The 22,504-nt window shown below is 70.7% G+C and carries 21 protein-coding genes and 1 pseudogene; 8 read left to right on the top strand and 14 right to left on the bottom strand.

Annotation, left to right across the window (positions count from 1 at the left end):
• The coding region (locus AB1578_11675) for a hypothetical protein (protein ID MEW6488556.1) at positions 1–227 on the bottom strand (227 nt) is incomplete at its 3' end.
• Positions 228–319: 92 nt separating this feature from the next.
• Between AB1578_11675 and AB1578_11670 the strand changes: the two genes are divergently transcribed.
• From AB1578_11670 to AB1578_11650, 5 genes are all read left to right on the top strand, one after another.
• Positions 320–1,045 carry a methyltransferase domain-containing protein gene (locus AB1578_11670; protein MEW6488555.1) on the top strand — a complete coding sequence of 242 codons (726 nt, stop codon included), beginning with the start codon at positions 320–322 and terminating at the stop codon, positions 1,043–1,045.
• Between the two features lie 73 nt (positions 1,046–1,118).
• Positions 1,119–2,123, top strand: coding sequence for a hypothetical protein (locus AB1578_11665; protein ID MEW6488554.1), 1,005 nt, complete (start codon positions 1,119–1,121; stop codon positions 2,121–2,123).
• A complete protein-coding gene (locus AB1578_11660) occupies positions 2,120–2,290 on the top strand; it encodes a thioredoxin (protein ID MEW6488553.1) in 171 nt (56 codons plus the stop codon). Before AB1578_11665 ends, AB1578_11660 begins: the two co-directional genes overlap by 4 nt.
• Positions 2,291–2,295: 5 nt before the next feature.
• Positions 2,296–3,180, top strand: coding sequence for a 4Fe-4S binding protein (locus AB1578_11655; GenBank protein ID MEW6488552.1), 885 nt, complete (start codon positions 2,296–2,298; stop codon positions 3,178–3,180).
• Complete coding sequence (locus AB1578_11650; protein MEW6488551.1) at positions 3,150–4,181, top strand: ribonuclease Z; 1,032 nt, start codon at positions 3,150–3,152, stop codon at positions 4,179–4,181. Before AB1578_11655 ends, AB1578_11650 begins: the two co-directional genes overlap by 31 nt.
• Before the next feature lie 81 nt (positions 4,182–4,262).
• Here the strand turns inward: AB1578_11650 and AB1578_11645 are convergent, their stop codons facing one another.
• The 3 genes from AB1578_11645 to AB1578_11635 all read right to left on the bottom strand — a co-directional run bounded on the left by AB1578_11645 (position 4,263) and on the right by AB1578_11635 (position 7,577).
• Positions 4,263–4,865, bottom strand: coding sequence for a 4Fe-4S single cluster domain-containing protein (locus tag AB1578_11645; GenBank protein ID MEW6488550.1), 603 nt, complete (start codon positions 4,863–4,865; stop codon positions 4,263–4,265).
• Complete coding sequence (locus tag AB1578_11640; GenBank protein MEW6488549.1) at positions 4,838–6,022, bottom strand: coproporphyrinogen-III oxidase family protein; 1,185 nt, start codon at positions 6,020–6,022, stop codon at positions 4,838–4,840. Before AB1578_11640 ends, AB1578_11645 begins: the two co-directional genes overlap by 28 nt.
• Positions 6,023–6,203: 181 nt before the next feature.
• Positions 6,204–7,577 carry a sigma-54 dependent transcriptional regulator gene (locus AB1578_11635; protein ID MEW6488548.1) on the bottom strand — a complete coding sequence of 458 codons (1,374 nt, stop codon included), beginning with the start codon at positions 7,575–7,577 and terminating at the stop codon, positions 6,204–6,206.
• A 174-nt stretch (positions 7,578–7,751) separates the two neighbouring features.
• Here AB1578_11635 and AB1578_11630 point away from each other — a divergent pair, with 174 nt between their 5' ends.
• Together AB1578_11630 and AB1578_11625 are read left to right on the top strand one after the other, a co-directional pair.
• On the top strand, positions 7,752–8,423 hold the full coding sequence (locus AB1578_11630; GenBank protein ID MEW6488547.1) for a hypothetical protein: 672 nt from the start codon (positions 7,752–7,754) through the stop codon (positions 8,421–8,423).
• An 18-nt stretch (positions 8,424–8,441) separates the two neighbouring features.
• The gene (locus tag AB1578_11625) at positions 8,442–9,536 is read left to right on the top strand and encodes a DUF294 nucleotidyltransferase-like domain-containing protein (GenBank protein ID MEW6488546.1); all 1,095 of its coding nucleotides are present in this window, start codon (positions 8,442–8,444) and stop codon (positions 9,534–9,536) included.
• Positions 9,537–9,622: 86 nt separating this feature from the next.
• Here AB1578_11625 and AB1578_11620 read toward each other — a convergent pair whose 3' ends face one another.
• The 5 genes from AB1578_11620 to AB1578_11600 all read right to left on the bottom strand — a co-directional run bounded on the left by AB1578_11620 (position 9,623) and on the right by AB1578_11600 (position 15,925).
• Positions 9,623–11,311, bottom strand: coding sequence for a VC_2705 family sodium/solute symporter (locus AB1578_11620; GenBank protein ID MEW6488545.1), 1,689 nt, complete (start codon positions 11,309–11,311; stop codon positions 9,623–9,625).
• Positions 11,312–11,338: 27 nt separating this feature from the next.
• Positions 11,339–11,689, bottom strand: coding sequence for a sodium/substrate symporter small subunit (locus tag AB1578_11615; GenBank protein ID MEW6488544.1), 351 nt, complete (start codon positions 11,687–11,689; stop codon positions 11,339–11,341).
• Positions 11,690–11,857: 168 nt separating this feature from the next.
• Positions 11,858–11,995 carry a hypothetical protein gene (locus tag AB1578_11610; GenBank protein ID MEW6488543.1) on the bottom strand — a complete coding sequence of 46 codons (138 nt, stop codon included), beginning with the start codon at positions 11,993–11,995 and terminating at the stop codon, positions 11,858–11,860.
• Between the two features lie 592 nt (positions 11,996–12,587).
• Complete coding sequence (locus AB1578_11605; protein MEW6488542.1) at positions 12,588–13,964, bottom strand: sigma-54 dependent transcriptional regulator; 1,377 nt, start codon at positions 13,962–13,964, stop codon at positions 12,588–12,590.
• Between the two features lie 2 nt (positions 13,965–13,966).
• Complete coding sequence (locus tag AB1578_11600) at positions 13,967–15,925, bottom strand: cache domain-containing protein (protein MEW6488541.1); 1,959 nt, start codon at positions 15,923–15,925, stop codon at positions 13,967–13,969.
• 202 nt (positions 15,926–16,127) lie between these two features.
• Here AB1578_11600 and AB1578_11595 point away from each other — a divergent pair.
• Positions 16,128–16,235 (top strand): annotated as a pseudogene (locus tag AB1578_11595) (SAM-dependent methyltransferase).
• Positions 16,236–16,473: 238 nt separating this feature from the next.
• Here the strand turns inward: AB1578_11595 and nifB are convergent.
• From nifB to AB1578_11570, 5 genes are all read right to left on the bottom strand, one after another.
• On the bottom strand, positions 16,474–17,760 hold the full coding sequence (gene nifB / locus AB1578_11590) for a nitrogenase cofactor biosynthesis protein NifB (protein MEW6488540.1): 1,287 nt from the start codon (positions 17,758–17,760) through the stop codon (positions 16,474–16,476).
• A gap of 115 nt (positions 17,761–17,875) precedes the next feature.
• Entirely contained in the window at positions 17,876–19,276 is a 1,401-nt protein-coding gene (locus AB1578_11585; GenBank protein ID MEW6488539.1) for a nitrogenase component 1, read from the bottom strand.
• The gene (gene nifE / locus AB1578_11580; GenBank protein ID MEW6488538.1) at positions 19,269–20,621 is read right to left on the bottom strand and encodes a nitrogenase iron-molybdenum cofactor biosynthesis protein NifE; all 1,353 of its coding nucleotides are present in this window, start codon (positions 20,619–20,621) and stop codon (positions 19,269–19,271) included. The genes AB1578_11585 and nifE overlap by 8 nt, the downstream gene beginning before the upstream one ends.
• A 214-nt stretch (positions 20,622–20,835) precedes the next feature.
• The gene (locus AB1578_11575; protein ID MEW6488537.1) at positions 20,836–21,168 is read right to left on the bottom strand and encodes a M48 family metallopeptidase; all 333 of its coding nucleotides are present in this window, start codon (positions 21,166–21,168) and stop codon (positions 20,836–20,838) included.
• A partial coding sequence (locus tag AB1578_11570; GenBank protein MEW6488536.1) for a deoxyribonuclease HsdR occupies positions 21,158–22,504 on the bottom strand: 1,347 nt, incomplete at its 5' end. The genes AB1578_11575 and AB1578_11570, both read right to left, overlap by 11 nt.

Genomic DNA, 22,504 nt, shown 5'->3' with positions numbered 1-22,504 from the left:
CCGATGGGCCGTCCGAGGTCGGAGGCCCAAGACACGGTGCGCGCCCGGGGAGCGACCCGGATTTCCTTGCCGAGGAAGGGCAGGGTGAAGATCTCTCCGTCCCACGTCGCTCCGCCGGCTCGCGCCGCGTCGGCGGCGGGGCGCCGCCCCAGGTTTTCCCAGTGCAGGGGGTGGACGTCCTCGGCCCGGGAGTACAGGGGGTTTTGCTCGGGGTCCGCGTGTTCCATGGGCATCGCTCGCCACGTCGGCCTTCGCAAATGGTAGGATGGGCATTCTAGAGCGGGCGGGCGCGAGCGCCAAACCTTTTTCCGGAGCCGCCATGGAACAGCGCCGCCGAAGAGCCGCGATCGCGCAGGCTTACGACGCCGTGGGCGCCGCGGGTTCCCGGCCCCCCGCCGGGATGGGGTTCCCCACGGGGGCCGCCCTGGCCCGGGAGCTCGGGTATCCCGAAGCCGCCGTAAGCGCCGCCCCGCCCGCGCTGCTCGACGCCTTCGTAGGTGCTTCTGCCCTGGCTCCCAGCCTCATGGCCGAGGGGCGCCCCGGGGAGCTCGTGCTCGACCTGGGCTGCGGGGCCGGTCTGGACGCGTGGCTCCTGGCCCGAGCCGGGTACCGGGTGGCCGCCCTCGACGCCTGCGCCTCCATGCTGTCCCGCCTGGCCGGCCTGGGGGACTCCGCGCCCCGTGGGCTGCGCACGGTGCGGGCCGAGCTGCCGAGCCTTCCCATTCGGGATGGGATCGCCGACTGGGTGCTCCTCAACGGGGTTGCCAACCTGATTGGGGAGCGCGAAGCGTTGTGGCGCGAGGTCTGCCGGGTCCTGGCCCCGGGGGGCCGGCTCCTGGCTGCGGACCTGGTGGCCCTGGGCCCCGTGCCCCCCGAGCTGCGGGCGCTTCCGGAAGCCTGGGCCTGGTGCCTCGGGGGGGCGCCCGAGGCGTCCCGGTGGGCGGCCGAGCTCGAAGGGGCGGGACTGGACGCCCCGAGGATCTCGATCCTCGAGGAGATCCCCCCCTTCGCCCGGGCCGTGGCCGAAGCCCGGCGGCCCGGGTAGCCCTCGCCGGTTTGCGGAGGCGACCGGGGGGCGCTACCTTGACCGGGAACCGAACTGCGAAAGGAGCCTCCCCATGAAGAGAACGATCATCGGCGCGCTGGCCGCGGCCGCCCTGGCGGCGGTGTGGGGCTGCGCGGGCGCGCCCAAGGAGATGGAGCACCGCCCCGGCATGGACATGTCGAAGATGGACCACTCCGCCATGCCCGGCATGGCGGGCACGGGCGGGATGCAAGGCATGCCGGGCATGGCCGGGATGGAAGGTATGGACCCTGCCATGCACCTCCACCTTCCCTATCTGACCCCCGCCCAGGTGGACCGTTCCTACCGCTTTCGCGTGGAGACCGAGCCCTCGCCGCCCGTGGCGGGGCGCGAGACCCTGGCCCACGTGTACATCCTGACGGCGGCGGGCCGGCCCGTGCCGACCCTCCAGGTGCACCACGAGCGCCTGGCCCACTTCCTGCTCGTGAGCGAGAACCTCGAGGAGTTCCACCACCTCCACGCCGAGGACGCCGGCCTCCTGGACGAGCACGCCCTCCACGAGGGCCGGTTCTCGTTCCGGGTCACCTTCGGCATGGGCGGCCGCTACCTCCTGGCCCTGGACGCGGTGGACGCCATGATGGGGGTGCACAAGGACCTGGAGCTCCGGGTGGAGGGGCCGCCCCAAAGTCCCACCGCTTGGCGCCTGCGCCCGCAGCGGTCGGCGGACGGCCTGGAGGTGCGGCTCATCACGACCCCCTGGCAGGTCGAGGCGGGCCGCATGGCCGTGGGCACCCTGGAGCTCTCCGCCAACGGCCGGCCGGTGGAGGACCTGCGCCCGTACCTGGGGGCGCTCGCGCACCTGGCCATCTTCCGGGAGCGGGCGAGCGCCTCGGCCCACAACCACGGAGGCGGGCCGGAGTTCGCCCCCTTTGCGGGCCTGCAACCCGTTCCCAACTACGGGGGTCCGAAGATCTACTTCGAGCACACCTTCCCCGACCCCGGGCGCTACCGGATGTACGCCCAGTTCCAACGGGGCGAGACGGTGTACACGGTGCCCTTCGACGTGGCGGTGGCGCCCCGGAGGGTCGAGACGCCGTGAGGCGAGGACAGCGCCGGGAGGAACTCTGGGTGGGCATCCCGAAAGCGTGGGCGGCCGCTTTCGCCGGCGCGCTCGCCCTCCTGGGGGCGGGAATCCTGCTGGGGGAGCCCTTCCAGGTGTTCTTCAACGCGGTGAGCGTGTGCCTCTCGTGCCTGGGGGTGGGCTAGGAGCCGTGCTGCGCCGCTGGGTCCAGGCCGCCTCGGCCCTCCTCCAGAACGCGTATCTCGCGTTTCCCTGGACCGGAACCCTCTACCAGGGCCGCCTCAAGTACCTGTGCACCCCGGGGCTCAACTGCTACTCCTGCCCCGCCGCGGTGCTCTCGTGTCCCCTGGGGGCGCTCCAGCACTTCGTAGGAGCGGTGCGCCCGGCCGTGCGCTGGGGCACCTACCGGCTGGGCTTCTACGTCGCCGGTTTCCTGATCGCCGTGGGCCTGCTGTCCGGGCGCTTCCCCTGCGGGTGGCTCTGCCCCTTCGGTCTGCTCCAGGACGGGCTCCACCGGGTTCCCTCGGCGAAGATCCCGGTCCCCCGCTGGATGGGGGCGCTGCGCTACGCCGCGCTGGGCATCCTCGTGCTCTTCCTGCCCCTGGCGCTCACCAGTTCCCTGGGCTACGGGGAAGCGTGGTTTTGCCGGCTCGTGTGCCCGGCCGGCACCCTGGAGGCCGCGGGGCTCTTCTGGATCATGCCCGCCCTGCGGGAGCAGGTGGGGCCGCTCTTCGCCTGGAAGCTCGTGCTGCTCGCCGCCGTGCTCACCTGGGCCGTGGCGAGCTACCGCCCCTACTGCCGCACCCTTTGCCCCCTGGGGGCGATCTACGGCCTGTTCAACCGCTGGAGCCTGGTCGGGGTGGAGTGGGATCCCGCCCTGTGCCGCGACTGCCGGGCCTGCGCAGAGGGGTGCGAGCTGGAGGTCGACCCCCGGCGCCACGGCCGGAGCGCCGCGTGTCTTCGGTGCTTCGGATGCGCCCGGGAGCGCTGCCCCACCGGAGCCCTCTCCGTGCGGGTGGGCACCCGCCGTTTCCGGCCCGCGCCGTGCGACCTACCTTCCACCCCCGCCTCCTGAACGGTCCCTTCGGGGATCCGGCCCTCCTGGTCCGGCTCCTGGGCCAGGGACGCAGCCTCTTCCTGGACCTGGGGGATCTCCACGGCCTGCCCGCCCGCCCGGTGCTCCGGGCGACCCACGCGTTCGTCACCCACGCCCACATGGACCACTTCTGCGGCCTCGACACGGTGGTGCGCTACAGCCTGGGGCGGGCGCGGACCTTCCGGGTGGTGGGCCCTCCGGGCATCGCCGACCGGGTGGAAGGCAAGCTCCGGGGCTACACCTGGAACCTGGTGGGGTCCTACGAGGCCCCCTTTGTCCTGGAGGCGCTGGAGTGGAGCGCGGCCGCAGCGCAGGCCCGCCTGTGGACCTTCCCCTGCCAGGAGGGGTTTCCGCGCCGTGAAGGCGCCGAGGTGCCCCTGCCCGAAGCCCCCACCGCCCCGGGCGTACGGAGGGTTCACGGGGAGCCCGCCTTCGCGGTCTGGGCTGCGGAGCTCGACCACCAGGTGCCGAGTCTCGCCTTTGCCCTGGAAGAGCCGGTCCACGTCAACGTCTCGCGCCCCGCCCTGGAGGCCCTGGGCCTGGCTCCGGGCCCCTGGGTGCGCCGCCTCAAGGAGGCGGTGCAGGCCGGCGAGCCTCCCCAGACTCCCATCCCCCTGCCGGGAGGGGGCCACGGGTCCCTCGGTACCCTGGAGGCCGCCGGGGCGGTCCTGCGCACCGAGGGGCAGAAGCTCGCCTACGTGGCCGACTGCCTCTGGAACGCCGAGGGCGCCGGGCGGGCAGCGGCCCTGTGCCGAGGAGCCCACGTCCTCTACTGCGAGGCGGCCTTCCTCTCCCGCGACGGCGCCCGGGCCCGGGAGCGCTACCACCTCACCGCCGCCCAGGCCGGAGAGCTCGCCCGCAGGGCCGGCGCGGGAGAGCTGCGGATCTTCCACTTCTCGCCCAAGTATCGGGGCCGGGAGGCCGAGCTCCTCGCCGAGGCGGCGGAGGCCTTCGGGGGCCCGGTGGGATGGGGACCGTGACGGGTGACGGCCTGGCGCCATCCCGTCGGCCCTTGAAGTCCTGTTGGTCCCCTGGGTCCTTTCGACTCCGGGTGACCCGATTCACGGCTCCAGCCGCCTCCCCAGGCGCTCCACCAGCGCCTCTGGAGGAAAACCGCTGAGGACGACGGTGCCGTCCGCACCCACGACCACCGAGACCCCGCTCCGGCGGGCTTCGGCGGCGACGCGGGCCCGTTGGGCGAGCCCCCGGGGAGTCAGCGCCACGAGGCGCTGGTTGGCCGAACCGCGAAGGGGCAGCGCTGCGGACCTCTCGGCCAGGTAGGGCCCCTCCACGAGAAGGTCGATCCGCGCCAGGAGCTCTCGGCGGGGGGCGGGCCCGTCCCAGAGCTCTTCCAGGGCGTGGCCCGAAAAAGCGATGACCGGGAAGGGATCCCGGGCGCTGCCCAGGCCCTCGAGAAACGCGGCGAGGTCCGCCGCCTGATCGAAGGGTTCTCCGCCCGAGAGCGTTACCCCCTCCCACGGCAGGGCCTCCAGCGCTTCCTGCGCGAGCTCGGCAGCGGAGAGGAGCCGCCGGGCCTCTCGGGCCCGGAGTTCGGGGTTGAAGCACCCGGGGCAGGCCAGGCTGCACCCCTGCACCCAGACGGTGAACCGCCTCCCGGGGCCGTTGACGGCCTCGGTCACGCAGGCGTGGGCGATGTTGAGCACGCGTCCTCCGGGGCGAGCAGGAGCTCCCGGGCCCACAGGGCCAGGCCGTCGGCCCGGCGAAGGGCGCAGGCCGTCGGGGTCCAGGACGCGCCTTCCCCCCGAGCCAGGAGACCCTGGGTCTCCAGGTCTGCCAGGGCTCGGGTCCAGCGCGTCGCAGAGAGCCCGAAGCGGGCGGCCAGATCCCGCGGCTCCAGGGGGGCGGTGCGCCGGAAAGCCAGGAAGAGGACCTCCAGCAGGGCTTCCTCGCGGCCGAGCTCTTCCCGGCCGCCCGGGGGGAGCTCTCCGGCCGTCAGGCGCTCCCCATACGCGGCGAGCCCCGGGGCGTTCCACCAGCGGGTTCCCCAGGGCCCCGCGTCGGGGTCGTACCCGTGGGCCCCCGGACCGAGCCCCACGTAGGGAGAGCCGTCCCAGTAGGCCTGGTTGTGGCGGCTGCGTGCCCCGGGGCGAGCGAAGTTCGAGACCTCGTAGGCTTCAAAGCCCTGGGCGGTCAGCGCCTCGAGCAGGGCCTCCCACTGGGCTTCTTCCTCGTCCACCCCGCAGGGCCGCGCCCGGCCTGCGGCCACGGCCTCGCCCAGGGGGGTTCCCGGGTGGAGCTCCAGGCTGTACGCGGAGACGTGGCAGACCCCCCGGCCGGCCAACTCCCGGGCCCAGGCGCCGAGAGCTTGGGGCGGAAGCCCGGGGAGCCCGTAGAGAAGGTCCGCGCTCACCCCGGCGAATCCGGCGCGCGCTGCTTCCTCTAGGGTCCGCCGGGCCTGGGCGGCGCCGTGGGGGCGGCCCAGGGCGGCCAGCACGTGATCGTCCAGGGCCTGCACCCCCACGGAAAGGCGGGTGACGCCCACGCCGCGCAGGGCACGGAGCTCGGCGCCCGCCGCAGGGTTGGTCTCCACCGTGACCTCCGCGGCCTGCGTGACGCCCCAGGCGCCTCGCGCCGCCTCGAGCACCTGGGCCACGCCGTTCGGTCCCAGGAGCGACGGGGTACCGCCCCCCAGGTAGACCGAGGTCAGGGGGCCGGGGCTGGGGAAGCCCCGCAGCCCGGCCTCGGCGGCCACCAGGGCGGGGAAGTCGGCGAGGCGCTCCAGGGGCTCACCGGAATAGAACCCGCAGTAGGCGCACCGGCCAGGGCAGAAGGGGACGTGCACGTAGAGGGCGTGGGCCATGGGGCCATGCTAGCGGCGGGGACGGGCGCGGTCCAGGCGGATCGACGGGGGATCTTGGTTGCCCGCTCGGTATCGCTATCGGTATCGAAATCGGGTTCGCCTCTAGTTTCGACCCCGACCCCGATACCGATACCGATAGCGATAGCGATAGCGATGAAATACGGGAGGTCCCCGAGGCCTTCTACGTTCCTCCGGCGATCCCGAGCCCGTGCTGGGCGAACCGGAGACGGGACTCGGCCGGGTCGAGGCCCAGGGCGCGGGATGCCGCGTCCACGTCGCCGCCGGCCCAGCGCAGCACCCGGCCCAGGTGCTGGGCTTCGAAGCGGGCCAGGGCGACGGAGAGGTCCAGGTCGTGCAGCGGCGCGGGCCGGTGACCGTCGAGGGAGCTGAACTGGGACAGGGTCGGGGCGTCGATGCGGCCCTCGCCCACTACGGCGACGGCCGCGGCCAGGGCGTTGCCGAGCTGGCGCACGTTGCCGGGCCACGGGTGGCGGCCGGCCAGGCCCAGGGCCTCCCGGGTCAGCCCGGTCACGCGAGTGCCGAATGCCTGGTTGTGCTCCCGCAGGAACCGGGCGCAGAGCAGGGGCACGTCCTCCGGGCGGTCCCGCAGGGGAGGCAGGTGCAGCGTCGCCACGCACAGCCCGTAGCAGAGGTCCTTCCGGAAGGCCCCGGCCGCCACGACCTCTCCCAAGGGCCCGCGGGCCGCCGAGAGAATGCGCACGTCGGCGCTCCGGGGCACCGACTCCCCCGCGCGGTAGAGCTGCCCTTCTCCCAGGAACCGGAGCAGGGCATCCTGGCACGCCGCGGGCAGACCGTCCACGTCGTCGAGGAAGAGCGTGCCCCGGTCGGCCAGCTCCAGGAGGCCCCGTTGGGGGCGCGCCCCCCCGGGGAACGCGCCGCCGGCACAGCCGAAGAGCTCCCGCTGGAGCACCTCGGCGGGCAGGGCGCTCGCGTTGACCGGGACGAAGGCGCCGTCGCGCCGCGGGGAGTGGTCGTGGATGGCCCGGGCCACCAGCTCCTTGCCGGTTCCCGGCTCCCCGGTGAGCAGCACCGGGAAGTCCCGGAGCGCCACCCGGCGGGCGGTGTCGAGCACGGCCAGGAGGGCGGCGGACTCGCCGACGACGGCGGCAAAGGAAGATCGGCCGGCGAGCTCGGCCCGCAGTGCCCGGTTTTCCGCTGCGAGCTCGGCGTGGCGCAGGGCATTGCGCACCCGGTAGACGAACTCCTCGGCCTCGAAGGGCTTGGTGAGCATGTCGTGGGCGCCGCCGCGAAGCGCCTGGATGGAGAGCTCTACCGTGGCAAAGGCGGTGATCACGATCACAGGAACCGAGGGGTCTGCCTGTCGCACCCGCTCCAGGAGGCCGAGGCCGTCCACGCCGGGCATTCGGATGTCGGTGACCACCAGGTCGTAACGTCCCGGCGCGAACGCCTCGAGGGCCTCGAAAGACCGGGTGTAGGAGGTCACGGCGCACCCCTCGTCGCCCAGCACGGCCTCGGCCAGCCGGCAGAACCCCTCCTCGTTGTCCACCACCAGGACCCGCTTGGCCGGGGTCATTCGAACCTCCCGCCCTTCCTGCGGAAGGGCCGATTGCCTTCGTCGGCGCGCCGCTTCCTGCGCGCTCCCGGGGGCCGGCCGCCCATCGCCGGTCCGGGCCCGCCTGTGCTATGCTCCGCCAGCGCGCCGGCCGGGGTGGCCGGCGGTCCGCAGTGAGCGGGACGGAGCGTACCCATGAAGAAGCGCTACCTCTTCGGTGCCCTTGTGCTCGTGGCCCTGGCGGCCCTGGCGCGCAACTGCCGCTACGGTGCCGAGAAGCAGGACGTGCCCGAGAAGTACCGCAACGCCCACCTCACCGCGGTGAGCGCCCAGAATCTGCTCAAGCAGAAGAAGTACGAAGAGGCCCTCACCTATTACGAAGCGGCCCGGGCCGAGATGGAGCACGAGGCCGTGGGCGCGGACAAGGGGGAAGACCTCTACGTCAACTACGGCTTCGTCTGCAACGACATCGGCGTGATCCGCCTCGCCTGGGCCCTCTACGGGCGCCCGGCGGACACCACCCGGGGCGGCATCGACCCGGAGAAGGTCGACCCGGCCGAGCTCGCGGCGGCCACCGCCAGCCTGGAGGCGGCCGTGGCGTTCTACCACCGGTGGTACGGCCACAACCCGCAGGAGTACGAACGCTACGCCCGGGCCGTCTCCGAGTCGCTCGCCAACCTCGGGGTGGCCTACAAGTACGCGGGCGAGCGGGACCGGGCGGTGGAGACCTTCGGGGACGCGCTGCGGTTCCACCCCAAGAACGGCAACGCGGAGCGGTCCCTCGGGCTGCTCGGGGTCGACCCGGCTCCCTACCGGGAGGCCGGGGAGCGCGCCCGAAAGCAGACCAAGAAGTTTCGGTTGTTCTAGCGGGAGCGGGGACGGGGAATGGATGCGGGTTCGGTGCGCCAGCGCGGGGCACGTGCCCCCGGGGGCCCCGCGGCCAAGATCGCGGCGGTGCTGGCTGCCATCGGCGAGGCCTCCTCCCCCGAGGCCCTTGCCGGCCTGCACCGAGCCCTGGATGCCCTCGCCGCCCGCCGGTTCGAGGCCGATCCCTCCGTACCGGAGCTCCAGGCCCTGTGCACCGGGTATCGGGACCACATCTTCCGCCGTGCTCTTGCCCTGGCCGAGGCCGAGCTCGGGCCCCCTCCCTGCCCCTACGCTGCGGCGTGCGTCGGCAGCGAGGGGAGGCGCGAGCAGACCCTGGCCACCGACCAGGACAACCTCCTCGTATTCCGGGATTCGGCCCACCGGCCCTACTTTCTGCGGTTCGGGGCGATCGTGGGCCAGTTCCTCGCCCGGGCCGGAATCGCTCCGTGTACCGGGGGCATCATGATGGGGGAGGAAGCCTGGCAGGGCACGGTCGCGCAGTGGAAGGCAAGGATCGACCGCACGGTTGCCTTCGACGACGCCGGCGTGCCCCAGCACCGGCAGCTCCTGCGCCTCATCATCCTCTCGGACGTGCGCTTCCTCCACGGGACGGAGCTCCTCGTCGCCGAGGTCGCCTCCCACCTCTTCGCCCGGCTGCGCGACAACGTGCCCGCCCTCTACGAGATGGCGAGGGCCAGCGTCACGCTCCCCCTGGGGCTGGGCTGGTTCGGGAGGCTGCGCACGGAGCGCCGCGGCCCCAATCGGAGCCTCCTCGACCTCAAGCGGCTGGGCTGGGCGCCGCTGGTCCTGGCCGTGCGCGTGCTGGCGCTCAAGCACGGGATCTCCCAGACCCACACCGTGGACCGGATCTGCGCCCTGCGCAGCCGGGGGCGGATCGGGGAGGAGCTCGCGGCGAACCTCCTGTCGGCCCATGAGCTCCTGACCCGACTGAAGGTCGCGTGCGAGCTCCGGGCGGGCGGCCGGGGGGCGCACGTCGTCTGCTTTCTCGATGCGCAGCGGCTGCCGCCCGCCGAGGCGAAAGCGCTACGGGCTTCCTTGCGGACCGTGGGCGCCCTCCAGAGGCTTGCATATCGGAGCTTCCAGCTTCCCTGACGAGGGCGTGGGTCCGGCGGCGGGCAGGAGGGTGGGCGCCCGGTTCGACCGGTTCGCCCGCCCTCCCTTCGCGCGGTGTGGCGCTGCTATGCCGGCTCGGGGGCCACGCCGGGGCCCCTACCGGGAACGGCGGGCGCGGGAGCCGGGCTGGCCGGAATCGGCGCGTCGTTGTGGACGTGATACAGGAGCTCCTTGATTTCCTGCGCCGGCTCCTTGGTGAGCAGCGAGACCACGACCATCGTGGCGAGCACCAGGGGCACCCCGAGGATGCAGCTCGACGTGGCCGGCAGGTAGTAGGCGAGGATCGAGGTCTTCGGGATGAAGAGGGTCCCGAAGGTCACCGCGAGCCCCACCAGCATGCCGGCAATCGCGGCCTCCTTGGTCGTGCGGCTCCACCACAGGCCCAGGAGGAAGAGGGGGAAGAAGGTGTTGCCGCCCAGGGCAAAGGCCACCGCCACGATCTGGCCGATGAGCATGGGGGGCTTGAGGGCCACCAGGATGATGGAGACCCCCAGCACGATCGTGCCGATACGGGCGATGCGCAGCTTGGTGACCTCGGAGGCGTTGGGGTTGAGCACCCGGTAGTAGATGTCGTGGGAGAAGGCGGCGGCCCCCGTCATGAGGAGCCCTCCCACGGTGGAGAACGCCGCCGAGACGGCTCCCGCGGCGATGAACCCCGCGAACCACTCGGGAAGACCCGCCAGCTCGGCCGCGTTCACCACGATGGCGTCGGGAGAGATGGCGACCCCAGCAGTGCCCAGGAGGTTCGAGAACTTGGCGAAGGCCGCGAAGGCCGGCGCAGTCCAGTACACGAGGGCGATGAAGAACAGCCCCCACACCACCTGCCAGCGGGCGTCACTCACCCGGGGCACCACGTAGAACCGCCCGATCACGTGGGGCAGGCCCGCCGTGCCCAGCATCAGGGTGATGCACAGGGCGAACCACTGGTAGGCGCTCTTCTGGGAGAAGGGCAGGTAGTATGCGGGGTCCGCCGCCGCCGCCGAGATCCCGTTGCCGGCGTGGCCGATGTCCCAGAGGGCGGCCCCGTAGCCGATCTGGGGCACGATCGAGAAGTACCCGAGCTTGTTCGCGATGAAGAAGAGCGGGCACAGGAGGCAGACGACGATGACCACGTACTGGACCTGCATGTTCTTCGTGGCCCCGAGCATGCCCGACACGAGCACGTAGGCCAGCACCACGGCCGTGCCGACCACCACCGAGACCTCGTAGTTGATGCCGAAGATCCAGTTGAACATCATCCCGATCCCCTTGTACTGGCCCACGGCGTAGACGAAGGAGATGATGATGACGATGAAGGACGAAAGAAGGCGGGCTGCCGTGGAGTAATATCGGTCGCCGATGAAGTCGGGGGCCGTGTACTTGCCGTAGCGCCGGATCGGGCCCGCCACGAGGACCAGAAGGAGCACGTAGCCCCCCGTCCAGCCCACCACGTACGAGATGCCGAAATAGCCCTGGAGGTAGATGAGGCCCGCCATCCCGAGGTAGCTGGCGGCCGACATCCAGTTGGAGGCGATGGCCATGCCGCCCCCGATCTGTCCGATGCCACGGCCCGCGGCCCAGTAGTCGTCGGTTGTGGTGGCCTTGGCCAGGAACCCAATCGCCACGAACAGCACCAGTAGACCCAGCATCAGGATGGCGGGAAAGATCTTGAACTCGCCCGTGGGGTTGAGATCGTCCACGGCGGCAAAGGCGGCGGTCGAGAAAAGCGAGAGGAGTATCGTCAGGCTCACGTGGGCCCGGAATTTGTGCAACATGGATGTCCTCCTTTGTTTACAGGCCGGTCAAGAGCGGTTCGCTTCGAGCTTGTCGATGAACTTGCAGTACCAGTAACAAAGGCCGATGAACATCGCGATGCAGAACTGCGCGTGGAACCAGTAGTGAAACGGAAAACCGATGAACTGGGTTTCCGTGAGAAAGCTTTTCCCCGTGACCTGCTGAATGACTTGTCCCGTGTTCAGGGTGATGGTAACGGTATCCGTCGGATCGGCCACGAGTTGAAGAAGCCAAAGAAAGCCATAGGTTGCGATGAACCAGATCGCGATGATCAGTTTCTTCATCGCGACGTCCTTCTTCATGAACTCACCTACGGGCCTGAAGAAGTTGATGTTTAGGTCTCCTGCGTGTTCCGACATGGGTCGCCTCCTGGTTGGCTGGTCTTGGGAGCGGGTTCTCGTGCAGGAGCGGGTGGTCCGCGCCTGAACCGTGCTTTCCTCCTTTCCGGCGGCGCGTCCCGGGCCGCCCCCGGGAGGCGGAATTGCGGGTGCCCGCCCTCGGCGCGGTCGCGGTGCCGCCCGCCGCGGTCAGTGCTTGGGGGGGAGTGCTCGGGCAGGGCGCGCCTTGCGGGCTTCTTTGCGGTCCATCCGCCAGGCAAAGAGAAACGACGCCACGACGGCCACGATCAGGACCAGGCCGCCGGTGTAATAGACGGGATCGGCCACGGAAGACTCCTTGGGTGGAGGAAACAGATGGCGCCCCCCCGGAGGGCGCGCGCGATCAAACAGCAAGTGCCGTACCAAAACACAGTTTTTCGAGGCAGTATTTTATTCGCGTGTACTTTCGGGGGGTTAGGAGGGGATCCCGGAAAGCGGAGGGCGAGGAGCGCGGCCGCCGCTGGCACCGCTGCCAGAACCGCAGGCCCGAAAATCAGCGACGGCGCAAAATCCTAGAACCGGATTCGGCTGAGGAAAGATTGCACATACATGAAATTGCAGGCATGTGCATGCGAACACGCGTGAGTAACGGCGTTTGCTGGCGTTTCTGCCAGGGCGGAGCGCGCGAATTGGCATTCGTGCCAGAGACGAAGCCGCGGCTCGGGGCTGCCCCGCCGGACCGGGGCCCCTGGTGCCCTCCAGCCCTTCGCGGGGTTCATCAATGGTGTCTATTCCAAACGCTGTGTTCTGGAGCCGTGAGCAGGTGCCCGAATCGCGCCGGCGAAAAAGGGGGCGCGAAGCCCGGGTCCGGGAAGGGGCCGCGCGAGAAAGGGAGACCCTGGGCCCGGCTGCCCTGGGTCGGCTCGCCGGTAGCGCGGCGCTAGCCCACGCCCTCGCGCGGGACCTCGCGGCGCTTCATCTTGCGGTAGATCGTGGTCACGTCCATTCCCGCCTGCGCGGCGGCCTCCTCCACGTTGCCCCCGGTGCTGCGCAGGAGCTGGGAGAGGTACTCGCGCTCGAAGCGGGCCAGCGCCGAGGCGTAGTCCAGGCCGGCCAGGGGGGGAGCGGGGGAGCCGTCGGGCGGGGGCTCGAGGAACTGGGCGACGACCCGGGCGCTCAGGGTGGCCCCGGTCTCCACGGCCAGGGACGCCTCCACCACGTTGCGCAGCTGGCGCACGTTGCCGGGCCAGCGACACCGGCGCAGAAGGTCCATGGCGTCCGGGGTGAAGCCTCGCACCTCCGTACCGAAGCGCAGGTTCTGCTCCCGCAGGAAGTGGGCGGCCAGGAGCGGGATGTCGGCCCCCCGGTCGCGCAGCGCGGGCATCCGCAGGTTCACGACGTTCAGGCGGTACAGCAGATCCTCCCGGAACTCGCCCCTCTTCACCGCCGCCCCCAGGTCCGCGTTGGTGGCGGAGACGATCCGCACGTCCACCCGGCAGGGCTGGGTTTCTCCCAGGCGGTAGAACTCCTTCTCTTCGAGGAAGCGCAGCAGGGTCTTCTGCACCCCCATGGGCAGGTTGCCCACCTCGTCCAGGAAGAGGGTGCCCTGGTCCGCAACCTCCAGGAGCCCCTTGCGGTCCCGGTCGGCCCCCGTGAAGGCGCCCTTGCGGAATCCGAAGAGCTCGCTCTCCAGGAGGGACTGGGGCAGGGCGCCGCAGTTGATGGCCACGAACTTGGCGTCCCGCCGGTCCGAGGCCTGGTGGATGGCCTGGGCCACCAGCTCCTTGCCCGTGCCCGACTCGCCGGTGATGAGCACGGGAAGCGGCCGGGCGGCCACCTTGCGCGCGGTCTCCATCACCGCGTGGAGCTCCGGAGAGTTGCCCACCACCTGCCCGAAGGGGCGCCGCTCTCCGAGCTCTTCCCGGAGCTCCCGGTTCTCGTACGCCAGCTCGGTCTGGCGCAGGGCGTTTCGGACGCGGTAGAGCAGCTCCTCGGGCTCGAAGGGCTTGGTGACCATGTCGTAGGCACCCTTGCGCAGCGCCTGGATCGACAGGTCCACGGTGGCGAAGGCGGTAATCATGATGACCGGGACCGCCCGGTCCTTCCGGCGGATGCGGTCGAGCATCTCCAGGCCGTCGAGCCCGGGCATCTTCACGTCGGTGATCACGAGGTCGTGCTGGCGGGGCTCGAAGGCCTCGACGGCCTCGAAAGAGCGCGTAAACGCCGAGACCCGGTAGCCGTTGTCGGAGAGCACCTCTTCGAGCATGCGGCACATGCTCTGGTCGTCGTCCACCACCAGAATGCCCCGGGTCGCCACGCCTAGACCTCCCCGTTGCCGGCGGCGGGCAGGGCGACCGTGACGCAGGTGCCCCGGCCGGGCTCGCTCTCGATGCGGATCCTGCCCCGGTGTTGTTCCACCAGTTGCTTCGAGATGGCGAGCCCCAGCCCCGTGCCCTGTGCCTTGGTGGTGAAGAACGGCTCGAACACCTTGTCGAGATCCTCCGGGGGGATGCCCGGGCCGTCGTCCTCGAAGCGGATCTCCACCCACCCCTCGGGCCCCCGGCGGGTGGCCACGATCAGGGTGCCGTGCCCCTCCAGGGCTGCCCCGGCGTTGAGGAGGAGATTGAGCGCCACCTGCCGGATCTGCCCCGGGTCCACCCGCACGGGGGGCAGGTCGGGGTCCAGCGCCCGGCGGATCGCGATGCCCTGGAGCTCGGTGTGGTTGGCCGCCACGTCGGCGATCTGCTCCAGCAGCGGGTTCAGGACCGTCACCTCCCGCTCGGGCCGGGGCAGCCGGGCGAACCCCAGGAGATCTTGCACGATCTTGCGGCAGCGGTTGCACTCGCGCTTGATCTGCGCCGCGTAGCGGTGTCCCGGGGCGCCCGGGTCGAGCTTGCTCTCCAGGTGTCCGGCGTACCCCAGGATGACCCCCAGGGGGTTGTTGATCTCGTGGGCCACCCCGGAGGCCAGCACCCCCAGGGACGCCAGGCGCCCCTGCTGGGCCAGGCTCTCCTCCAGGTGCCGGGTGCGGTCCAGGCCGTCGGCCATCTCATTGAACGCCTCGGCGAGCTTGCCCAGCTCGCCCCCCAGCTCCACCGGCACCCGCTCGTCCAGGCGGCCCCGCCGCACCCGCTGGATGGCGGCCACCAGGCGCCGCACCGGGCTGGTGAGCACGCTGGAGGTCCAGAACACGAGCCCCAGGCAGGCCAGCCCCACCCCCAGGGTCGAGACCAGCACCGTCTGGAGGATGCCGGCGCGCATCCGGTTGGGCTCCAGGTAGAACTCCTCCTCGTAGGATCCCACCCCCACCACCCAGTCCCAGGGCTCGAAGTGGTCGTAGCGCACGATCTTGGTGCGGGGCCAGAGCTCGTCGCGGTTCTTCCAGGGGTAGCGGATCCATCCCCGCTTGTTCCGACAGATCTCCCGGATGAAGAAGCGCCCCTCGTGGTCCTGTTCGTCCCAGATGTTCTCCCCTTCGTGGAAGGGGTGGATCGTGAGCGTCCCGTCCGCCGTCAGGGCGTAGATGTACCCGGTCGTCCCCACCTTCTTCGCCTTGATGCGGTCCTTGAGCGCCTCGAAGGCCGCGCGCTCGAAGGCGTGGTCCTCGTAGGTCTCGTCCAGGTAGCTCCCCGCGGCGACGATCCAGTCCCAGGGCGCGAAGTACCGGTAGGCCACCATCTTGTAGCGCGGGTGGGGGTCGCCCAGCACGGCGTTGCGCCACGGGTAGACGATGTAGAGGACCTCCCCCGGCCGGGCGTCCCGCGCCGCCGCGCACATCTCCCGGATGAAGTAGCGCCCGTCCTCGTCCTGGGCGTCGTAGATGTTTTCCCCCTCGCTCGCGATGTGGGCCTTCAGGTCCCCCCGGGTGGTCATGGCGTAGATGTACCCGCTCGCCCCCAGGTTCACGGCCTTGAGGGCGGCGCGCGCCTGGGCCTGGGCGGTGGCCAGGTTCACCCGGCCCCCGGATGCCTGCTTGTCCTGGGCCTCCACCAGGTTGTGGGCGAAGGTGGCGAGCGTCGCCAGGTCGCGTTCGAGGGTGGCCTTCTTGTCCTGTTTGTAGACCTCGAACTGGCGGTAGTGGGCGTGGAGGAGGTCGAGGGTGAACTGGGCGGTGCGCTCCAGGTCGTCGGCGCTGTTTCGGGTGAGCTCCCGGTACGCCCGCTCCGTGGACACGTACCCCACCACAGCGCCCACGGCGGCCATGGGCACCACCGCCAGGGGCAGCGCCACCGCCAGGAGCTGCCAGCGAAGATCGAGTCGGCGAAACCAGGTCAGCATGGCCGCGGTCGTCCCCAGCGCACCGGGGCGCCGGGCGCCCCTCAGGTGCGAGGCTACAAGCCGGTCCGCCGCTGCGTCAAGGAAACCGAAAGCCTGTCGATCCTTCGTCGCGGCGCCGCGGCCGGACCGAGAAGGACTCTTTCCTTGCGCCCTCGGCGCCCCGCAAGCTACAAAGGGACCACTCGCTTCCCGGGGGCGGCGCGATGAGGAGATTTTTCACAAAGACAATCTGACCTCGGAACCCGAGCGCTACGCCGCTTACACGCGTGAATACCTGGGCTGGGGAGTGTTCGCGTTGATGCCGCGGTGATGCGTTGGCGCATCCGGCGGATCGCCAACGGCTGTAGCGCGCAACAGTTGGCGGCTCGTCAAGATGCGTCCCAACGTAACTGCAATCCTGCCATCTTCGGCGCTCGCTCGATGATTTTCATGATTTCCGCCGCCGCAACTTCCGCCCGGACCCAGGGTCTCCTCCCTCGGTTGGTGGTGGATCGCCCCGTGCCCCACGCCCCGTGCCCCATGCTCTTTGCCCTATGCTCTTTGCCCCCCTACCCGCACCCCGTCCCGTCCCCTCGGCACTGCGTGCCCCGGGAGCAGCCGGCCCCGGAGCCGCGGCGCTTCAGAACGGCGACGCCCTTGCCGGCGTAGACCGCCTGGAGACCGAGCTCGATGAAGCCGCCCATCTCCACGGGGAGGACCCCGGCGTCCTCCAAGAGAGCCCGGGGCCCTTCGCCCACGCCGCTCACGAGAACTGCCCGGCAGTCTGCCAGCACCCGGGCCAGCTCCCGCCAGCGCTCGGGGCCCCCGCCCGGGGCAGGGGCGTCGCGCTCCTCCACGAGGCGAAAGCCGCCGCCGGGGGCGGGCCCCCACACCTGGAAGCGGTCCGCCTCCCCCAGGTGCCGGTTCACCAGGACGCCCTCCTGGGTGGCCGCCGCCACGTAGGGCCGGCCCTCGGTGGAGAGGGGGAGCTCCCCGGCGCACGCCTCCAGGAGGCCGGCGAGCTCCCCGGAGCGGTCTTCCCCGAGAAGCCCCACGGCATCGGCCCGGCACCGCTGGCAGTGGCGCATCTGGGGCAGGTGGGCGCCGGCAAGCTCCCGCAGCGCGGCGATGCGGGCCGGGGTGGGCTCCGGCAGGTCTGCGAAGGGGGTGCCGGTGTTGGGCACCATGGCCATGCAGTTGTGCACCGCCGCCCCCAGGGCCGCCACGGTGCGGGCGACCTTGGGTACGTGGTCCTCGTTGACGCCGGGGATGACGACGGTGTTCACCTTGACCGCGATGCCCCGCTCCGCGAGCCCCCGGACTGCCACGAGCTGGCGCCCCAGCAGGAGCTCGGCGGCGCTCAGGTTGCGGTGGATGACCTTGCCGTCCTTGGCCCAGGCGTAGATCTTCTGGCCGATCCTCGGGTCCACCGCGTTGACCGTGACGGTGACGTGGGAGACCCCCAGGGCGGCCACCGCGTCCAGGTGCGCCGGCAGGGCGAGCCCGTTGGTGGAGACGCACAGGAGCATCTGCGGGTAGCGCTCCCGGACGCCGCGCAGGGTCTCCAGGGTCTCGTCGGGGTTGGCGAAGGGGTCTCCCGGCCCGGCGATCCCCACCACCGAGAGCCGGAGCTCCTGCTCCACCACCCGCTCCAGGTAGCGCAGGGCCTGCACCGGCGAGAGCACCGCGCTCGCCACCCCCGGCCGGCTCTCGTTGGCGCAGTCGTAGCGCCGGTCGCAGTAGTTGCACTTGACGTTGCACGCCGGGGCCACCGGCAGGTGGACCCGGCCGCAGACCCCCCGGGCCTCTTCGTGGAAGCAGGGGTGTTTGGTGAGCTCGAGGGCGGTCGTGGGCATCATTGTCTTTTTGCTTTCCGTGGGAGGCGCACGTTGCTCGTTGCACGTTGCATGTTGGAAGAAGCTTCCTCACCACTCCACCAACGCGCCACGAGCCACGCGCAACGCGCCAGCATCACAGATATCCATACCCCACCGCCGATCCCTCCTGCTTGACCTCCAGGAGGGCATTGACGATGCGGTCGTAGAGGGACTGGGCGCCGCGGTAGCCCAGGTGGAGAAGGCGCTGGCCGCCGAAGCGGTCGTGGATGGGGAAGCCGACCCGCACCAGGGGGATCTGCCAGCGCCGGGCCAGGTGGTAGCCCTTGGAGTTGCCCACCAGGAGCTGGGGACCCAGGGCCTCGGCTTCCTCGGCGAGCTCGTAGAAGTCTGCCCCCTCGCGCACCGCCGGGGGCTCGGGGAGGAGGCCTTCGGTCACAGCCTGCACCGCCCCGGCCAGGCGCCCGCTGCGGCCCCCCGAGGCGCACAGCACCGGCCGCACCCCGATCTCCGCCAGGAAGGCCGCGAGCCCCACCACCAGGTCTTCCTCCCCGTACACCACGGCCTGCACCCCGGAGACCACCTTGTGGCCGTCCACGTAGGCATCCACGAGCCGCCCCCGCTCCAGGGCGTGCTCCCGGGGGGTCGCCCGGCCCGAGAGCTCCTCCAGGGCCCGGAAGAAGCGGTCGCTCTCCCGAAGCCCCACGGGCAGCCCCAGGGACCGCAGGGGCACGCCGAAACGCCGGGCCAGCACCGCTCCCGCCGTGGTCCCGGGCAGGGCCCGCCCGAACTCGAGGGTGGCCCGGGACCGCCCCATCCCCCGAAGCCGCGCCACCGGGGTGCCCCCCCGGGGCAGCTCCTCGTAGTCCTGGAGCGCCGGCCCGTCGAGGGTCTCGCTCAGGTCCGGGAGGATCACCCCGTCCAAACCGAAATCCCGAAGCAATTCCTTGAGGTGGCGAAGGTCTGCCGGGGACACCGACCCGGGGAAGAGGTTCACCGCGCCGGTGGGCTCGCCGGCCTCGCCCAGTTGCTCCGCCACGGCCCGCACCGCCGCGTGGAAGCCCTCGGCGTGGGTGCCGGAGTAGCTCGGCGTCGAGACCCGGACCAGGGCGGGAAGGGTCTCCCCGGCCGCCTCCTCCCGGAACTCCGCCAGGATGCCCGGCACGTCATCGCCGATGGTCTCGGTGAGGCAGGTGGTAGCGACGCCGATGAGCGCCGGGCGGTACTTGGCGATGACGTTGCGCAGTCCCTGCTTCAGGCTCGGCCCGCCCCCATAGACGGCCTGCTTCTCGCCCAGGGACGAGGAGGCGATGTCCATGGGCTCGCGGAAGTGGCTGATGATGTAGCGGCGCATGTAGGTGGCGCACCCCTGGGACCCGTGCAGATAGGGGATGGCGCCCTCGATGCCCCGGAACACCAGGCACGCCCCCAGGGGCTTGCAGAGCTTGCAGGCGTTGGTGGTGGACACGTAGGAAATCCGTGACCGGTGATCGGTGATCGGTGATCGGTCGGCGGGGGACTGGTCCGTCTCAGCCATGGCTCGCCTCCGCCCGCCGGGGCACGAAGCGCCAGACCGGGCTCATGACGGTGCGGTAGGCTTCGTCGGCGAAATTGAGCATCCCGACGAAGCCCTCCAGGGCCTCCTTGCGCTCGTGGTTGTGGTCGCAGAACCCCACCCCGAGCTTGTGGGCGATGGGCCGCTCCTTCACGCCGCCCACCAGGATGTCCACGTCCTTCTCCCGGACGAACTCGGCGAGCTCCAGGGGGTTCGCATCGTCCACGATGATGGTGCCCTCGTCGGTGATCTCGTAGAGCTCCCGGTAGTCCTCGGCCGTGCCCGTCTGGGAGCCCACCATCACCACGTCCATCCCGAGCAGCCGGAAGGCCTTGACCAGGGAAAAGGCCTTGAACGCGCCGCCCACGTAGATGGCCGCCCGCTTGCCCGTGAGCGCCTTCCGGTACTCCTGGAGCTTGGGGTAGAGCACCGCGAGCTCCTCCCGGACGAGCTCCCGGGTGCGGTCGAGCATCCCCGGGTCCCGGTCCGCGAAGAACCGGGCCACGTCGTAGAGGGACTCGGCCATGTCCTCCACCCCGAAGTAGGAGACCCGGAGAAAGGGAGTCCCATATTTCTCCTGCATCATCCGGGCGAGGTCCATGGTGGAGCCCGAGCACTGGACCACGTTCAAGGCCGCGCCGTGGGCCCGCCGGAGGTCGTCCACCCGGCCGTCGCCGGTGACGTTGGCCACCACCTCCACGCCCATGCGCTCGAAGTAGCCCCGGATGATCCAGATCTCCCCGGCCAGGTTGAAGTCGCCGAGGATGTTGACCGAGAGCGGCGAGATCCCGGCGGTGTCGCCGGTGCCCACCAGCCGCATCATGGCGCTGCAGGCGGCGTTGTACCCGGCGCGCTTGTTGCCCTTGAACCCCTCGGACTGGACCGGGATCACCGGGATGCCCTTCTCCGCCTCCACCCGCTTGCACACCGCCTCCAGGTCGTCGCCGATGATGCCCACGATGCAGGTGGAGTAGACGAAGGCCGCCTTGGGCGCGTGCCGGTCGATGAGCTCCCGGAGCGCCGCCTCGAGCTTCCCTTCGCCGCCGAAGATCACGTCCACCTCCTGGAGGTCGGTGGAGAAGGAGAGCCGGTGGAGCTCCGGCCCCGAGGAGAGGGCGCCCCGGATGTCCCAGGTGTAGGCCGCGCACCCCACCGGGCCGTGGACCAGGTGCAGGGCGTCGGCGATGGGGTAGAGCACCACCCGGGACCCGCAGAACACGCAGGCCCGCTGGCTCACCGCGCCGGCCAGGCTGTCCTTGTTGCAGGCCAGGGCAAACGCCTCGTCGCCCTTGCGGTGGACCTGGTCTTTGCGCGCTTCGAGGATCATCTCTGGCTCCGTGGGGCTTTGCGGTTGGACCTCGGAAAAAGCAACGGGCGTGCCGCAGTGCCGAGGCGCCGGCGAAAAGGGCCGGCAAGCGCGCGATAGAGCGGGTTGCGCGCGACGGGCAACGCCCAGCCGGCAAGATCCGGGCGCGTGGGGGCCTTCCGTTTCGTGGGAGAGGGCTTCGAAATTGTAAGGAGGAGGGGAAGGGGGGGGCGGACTACCGAGGATGGACCGCCGCGGAGGCCCGGCGGCGGTCCTCCATCTCTCGCCATCCCGGCACGTGGGCCGTCATGAGCGCCTTGAACACCCGGCCGTGGCTCGAGAAACGCAGGTGCAGCAGCTCGTGCACGATGACGTAGTCCTGGAACCTCCCGTCCTCATGGACGAGATCCGCCGCGAAGGTCACCGTGCCCGCCGAGGAGCACGAGCCCCACTTGTGCCGCATCTCCTGAACCCGGACGAACTTGGGGTTGACTCGGAGCTTGACGGCCCAACCTGCCGCGCGCCGCTTCAGCTCCTGGATCGGGTAGAGCGAGGGCCTACGACTCATCGTCGGCCAGCAGCATCCTCGCCACTCGATCGACCACCCGGGCGCGCTCCTCCTGGCCGAGGCCCAGGAGGGGCTTGTAGAGGGCGGCGCGAAAGCGGCGTTGCTCGTCCGGGTTGACCGCCGCGTTGGGGAACCGGCCGTAGAGTGCTTCGGCCTCCCGCGCCAGGTCGAGCGCACCGGTCCCCGCTGCGTTCAGATCATCATCTTCTCGCAGCGTCCAGTAGACGGCGAACGCGCGCGGCGAGAGCCCGGTCTCCTCGGCCGATCGGAGCGCCGCCTCCTTCTCTGCGGCCAGGGCGGCGAGCAGGTCCATGGCGGCCAGCCCGGTGACCTTGCGATTCTCTAGGTCTTTCAGGACACGTTCGGCGCGGTCCTTGAGCGGCTGCAGCACCGGCGCGGTTGCCGGCTTCTCGTCGATCTCCTGTTGCAGCCCGCGAACGAGGTTGAAGACTTTCCCTTCGTCGGTCCCCTTCTCTTCCCGCAGGGCTTCCAGCGTCTTCACGTCGAAGGTGATGCTTTTCGTCAGCCTGCCGAGCCCCTCCTGCTCCGCCTCGCCCTCGATGAGCCGCTTCGTCTTGTAGGCCAGGTCGGCGACGAAACCGACCTTCTCGGCGTAGGCGTTGCGCACCGCCGCGTAGAGCTGGGTCAGGCGCTTGTAGGTCTGGATGTGGTCCCGAAGCTCTGGCGAGGGCGAGAGGATCTCCCACAGCGCCTCCACCTCCTTGTATGCCTCGAAGAACGCCTTCCTCGCCTCCGGCGGGAGGAAACGACCGTAGACGAGGCGCTCGAGCCGTTCGTCGGCGCCGCCCTGCTCGCCCGCGTCGAGGTAATCTCGCTCGGCCTCCGCGATCTTCTGCTGAAAGTCGCGGAGCAAGGTATCCAGGTCCTCTATGACCCCGCTCACGTCGCTGGAATCGAACTGAAGGGCCTTCTTGAGCTCACGCAAGACACCCACGAAGTCCACCACCAGCCCGACCCGCTTCTGCACCCCATTCACGTCCACGTATGGGCGATTGGCCCGAGCGATCGACTGCAGGAGCACGTGGTCCCGCATGGGCTTGTCGAGGTAAAGGCAGTATAGGAGCGGAGCGTCGTAGCCGGTGAGCAGCTTGTCCGTGACGATGAGGATCTTGGGGTTCTCGGCCGGCTTCTTGAAGAGCAGACGGATGTCCTCCTCCCGTTCCGGCGAGAGCTGAAGCTCCGCCACCAGGGGACGGTCCACGGCGTCGGCCGCGTTGGCGGTGTAGACCGCCGCCGACCACTCCGAGGGCAGCAGCTTGTCCAGCGCCTTCTTGTACTTGGCGCAGGCCTCGCGGTTCACGGCCACGACGAAGGC

This window comes from Thermodesulfobacteriota bacterium (genome assembly GCA_040756475.1).
GTDB lineage: Bacteria > Desulfobacterota > Deferrisomatia > Deferrisomatales > JACRMM01 > JBFLZB01.
This window is presented reverse-complemented; position numbering and strand designations above follow the sequence as displayed.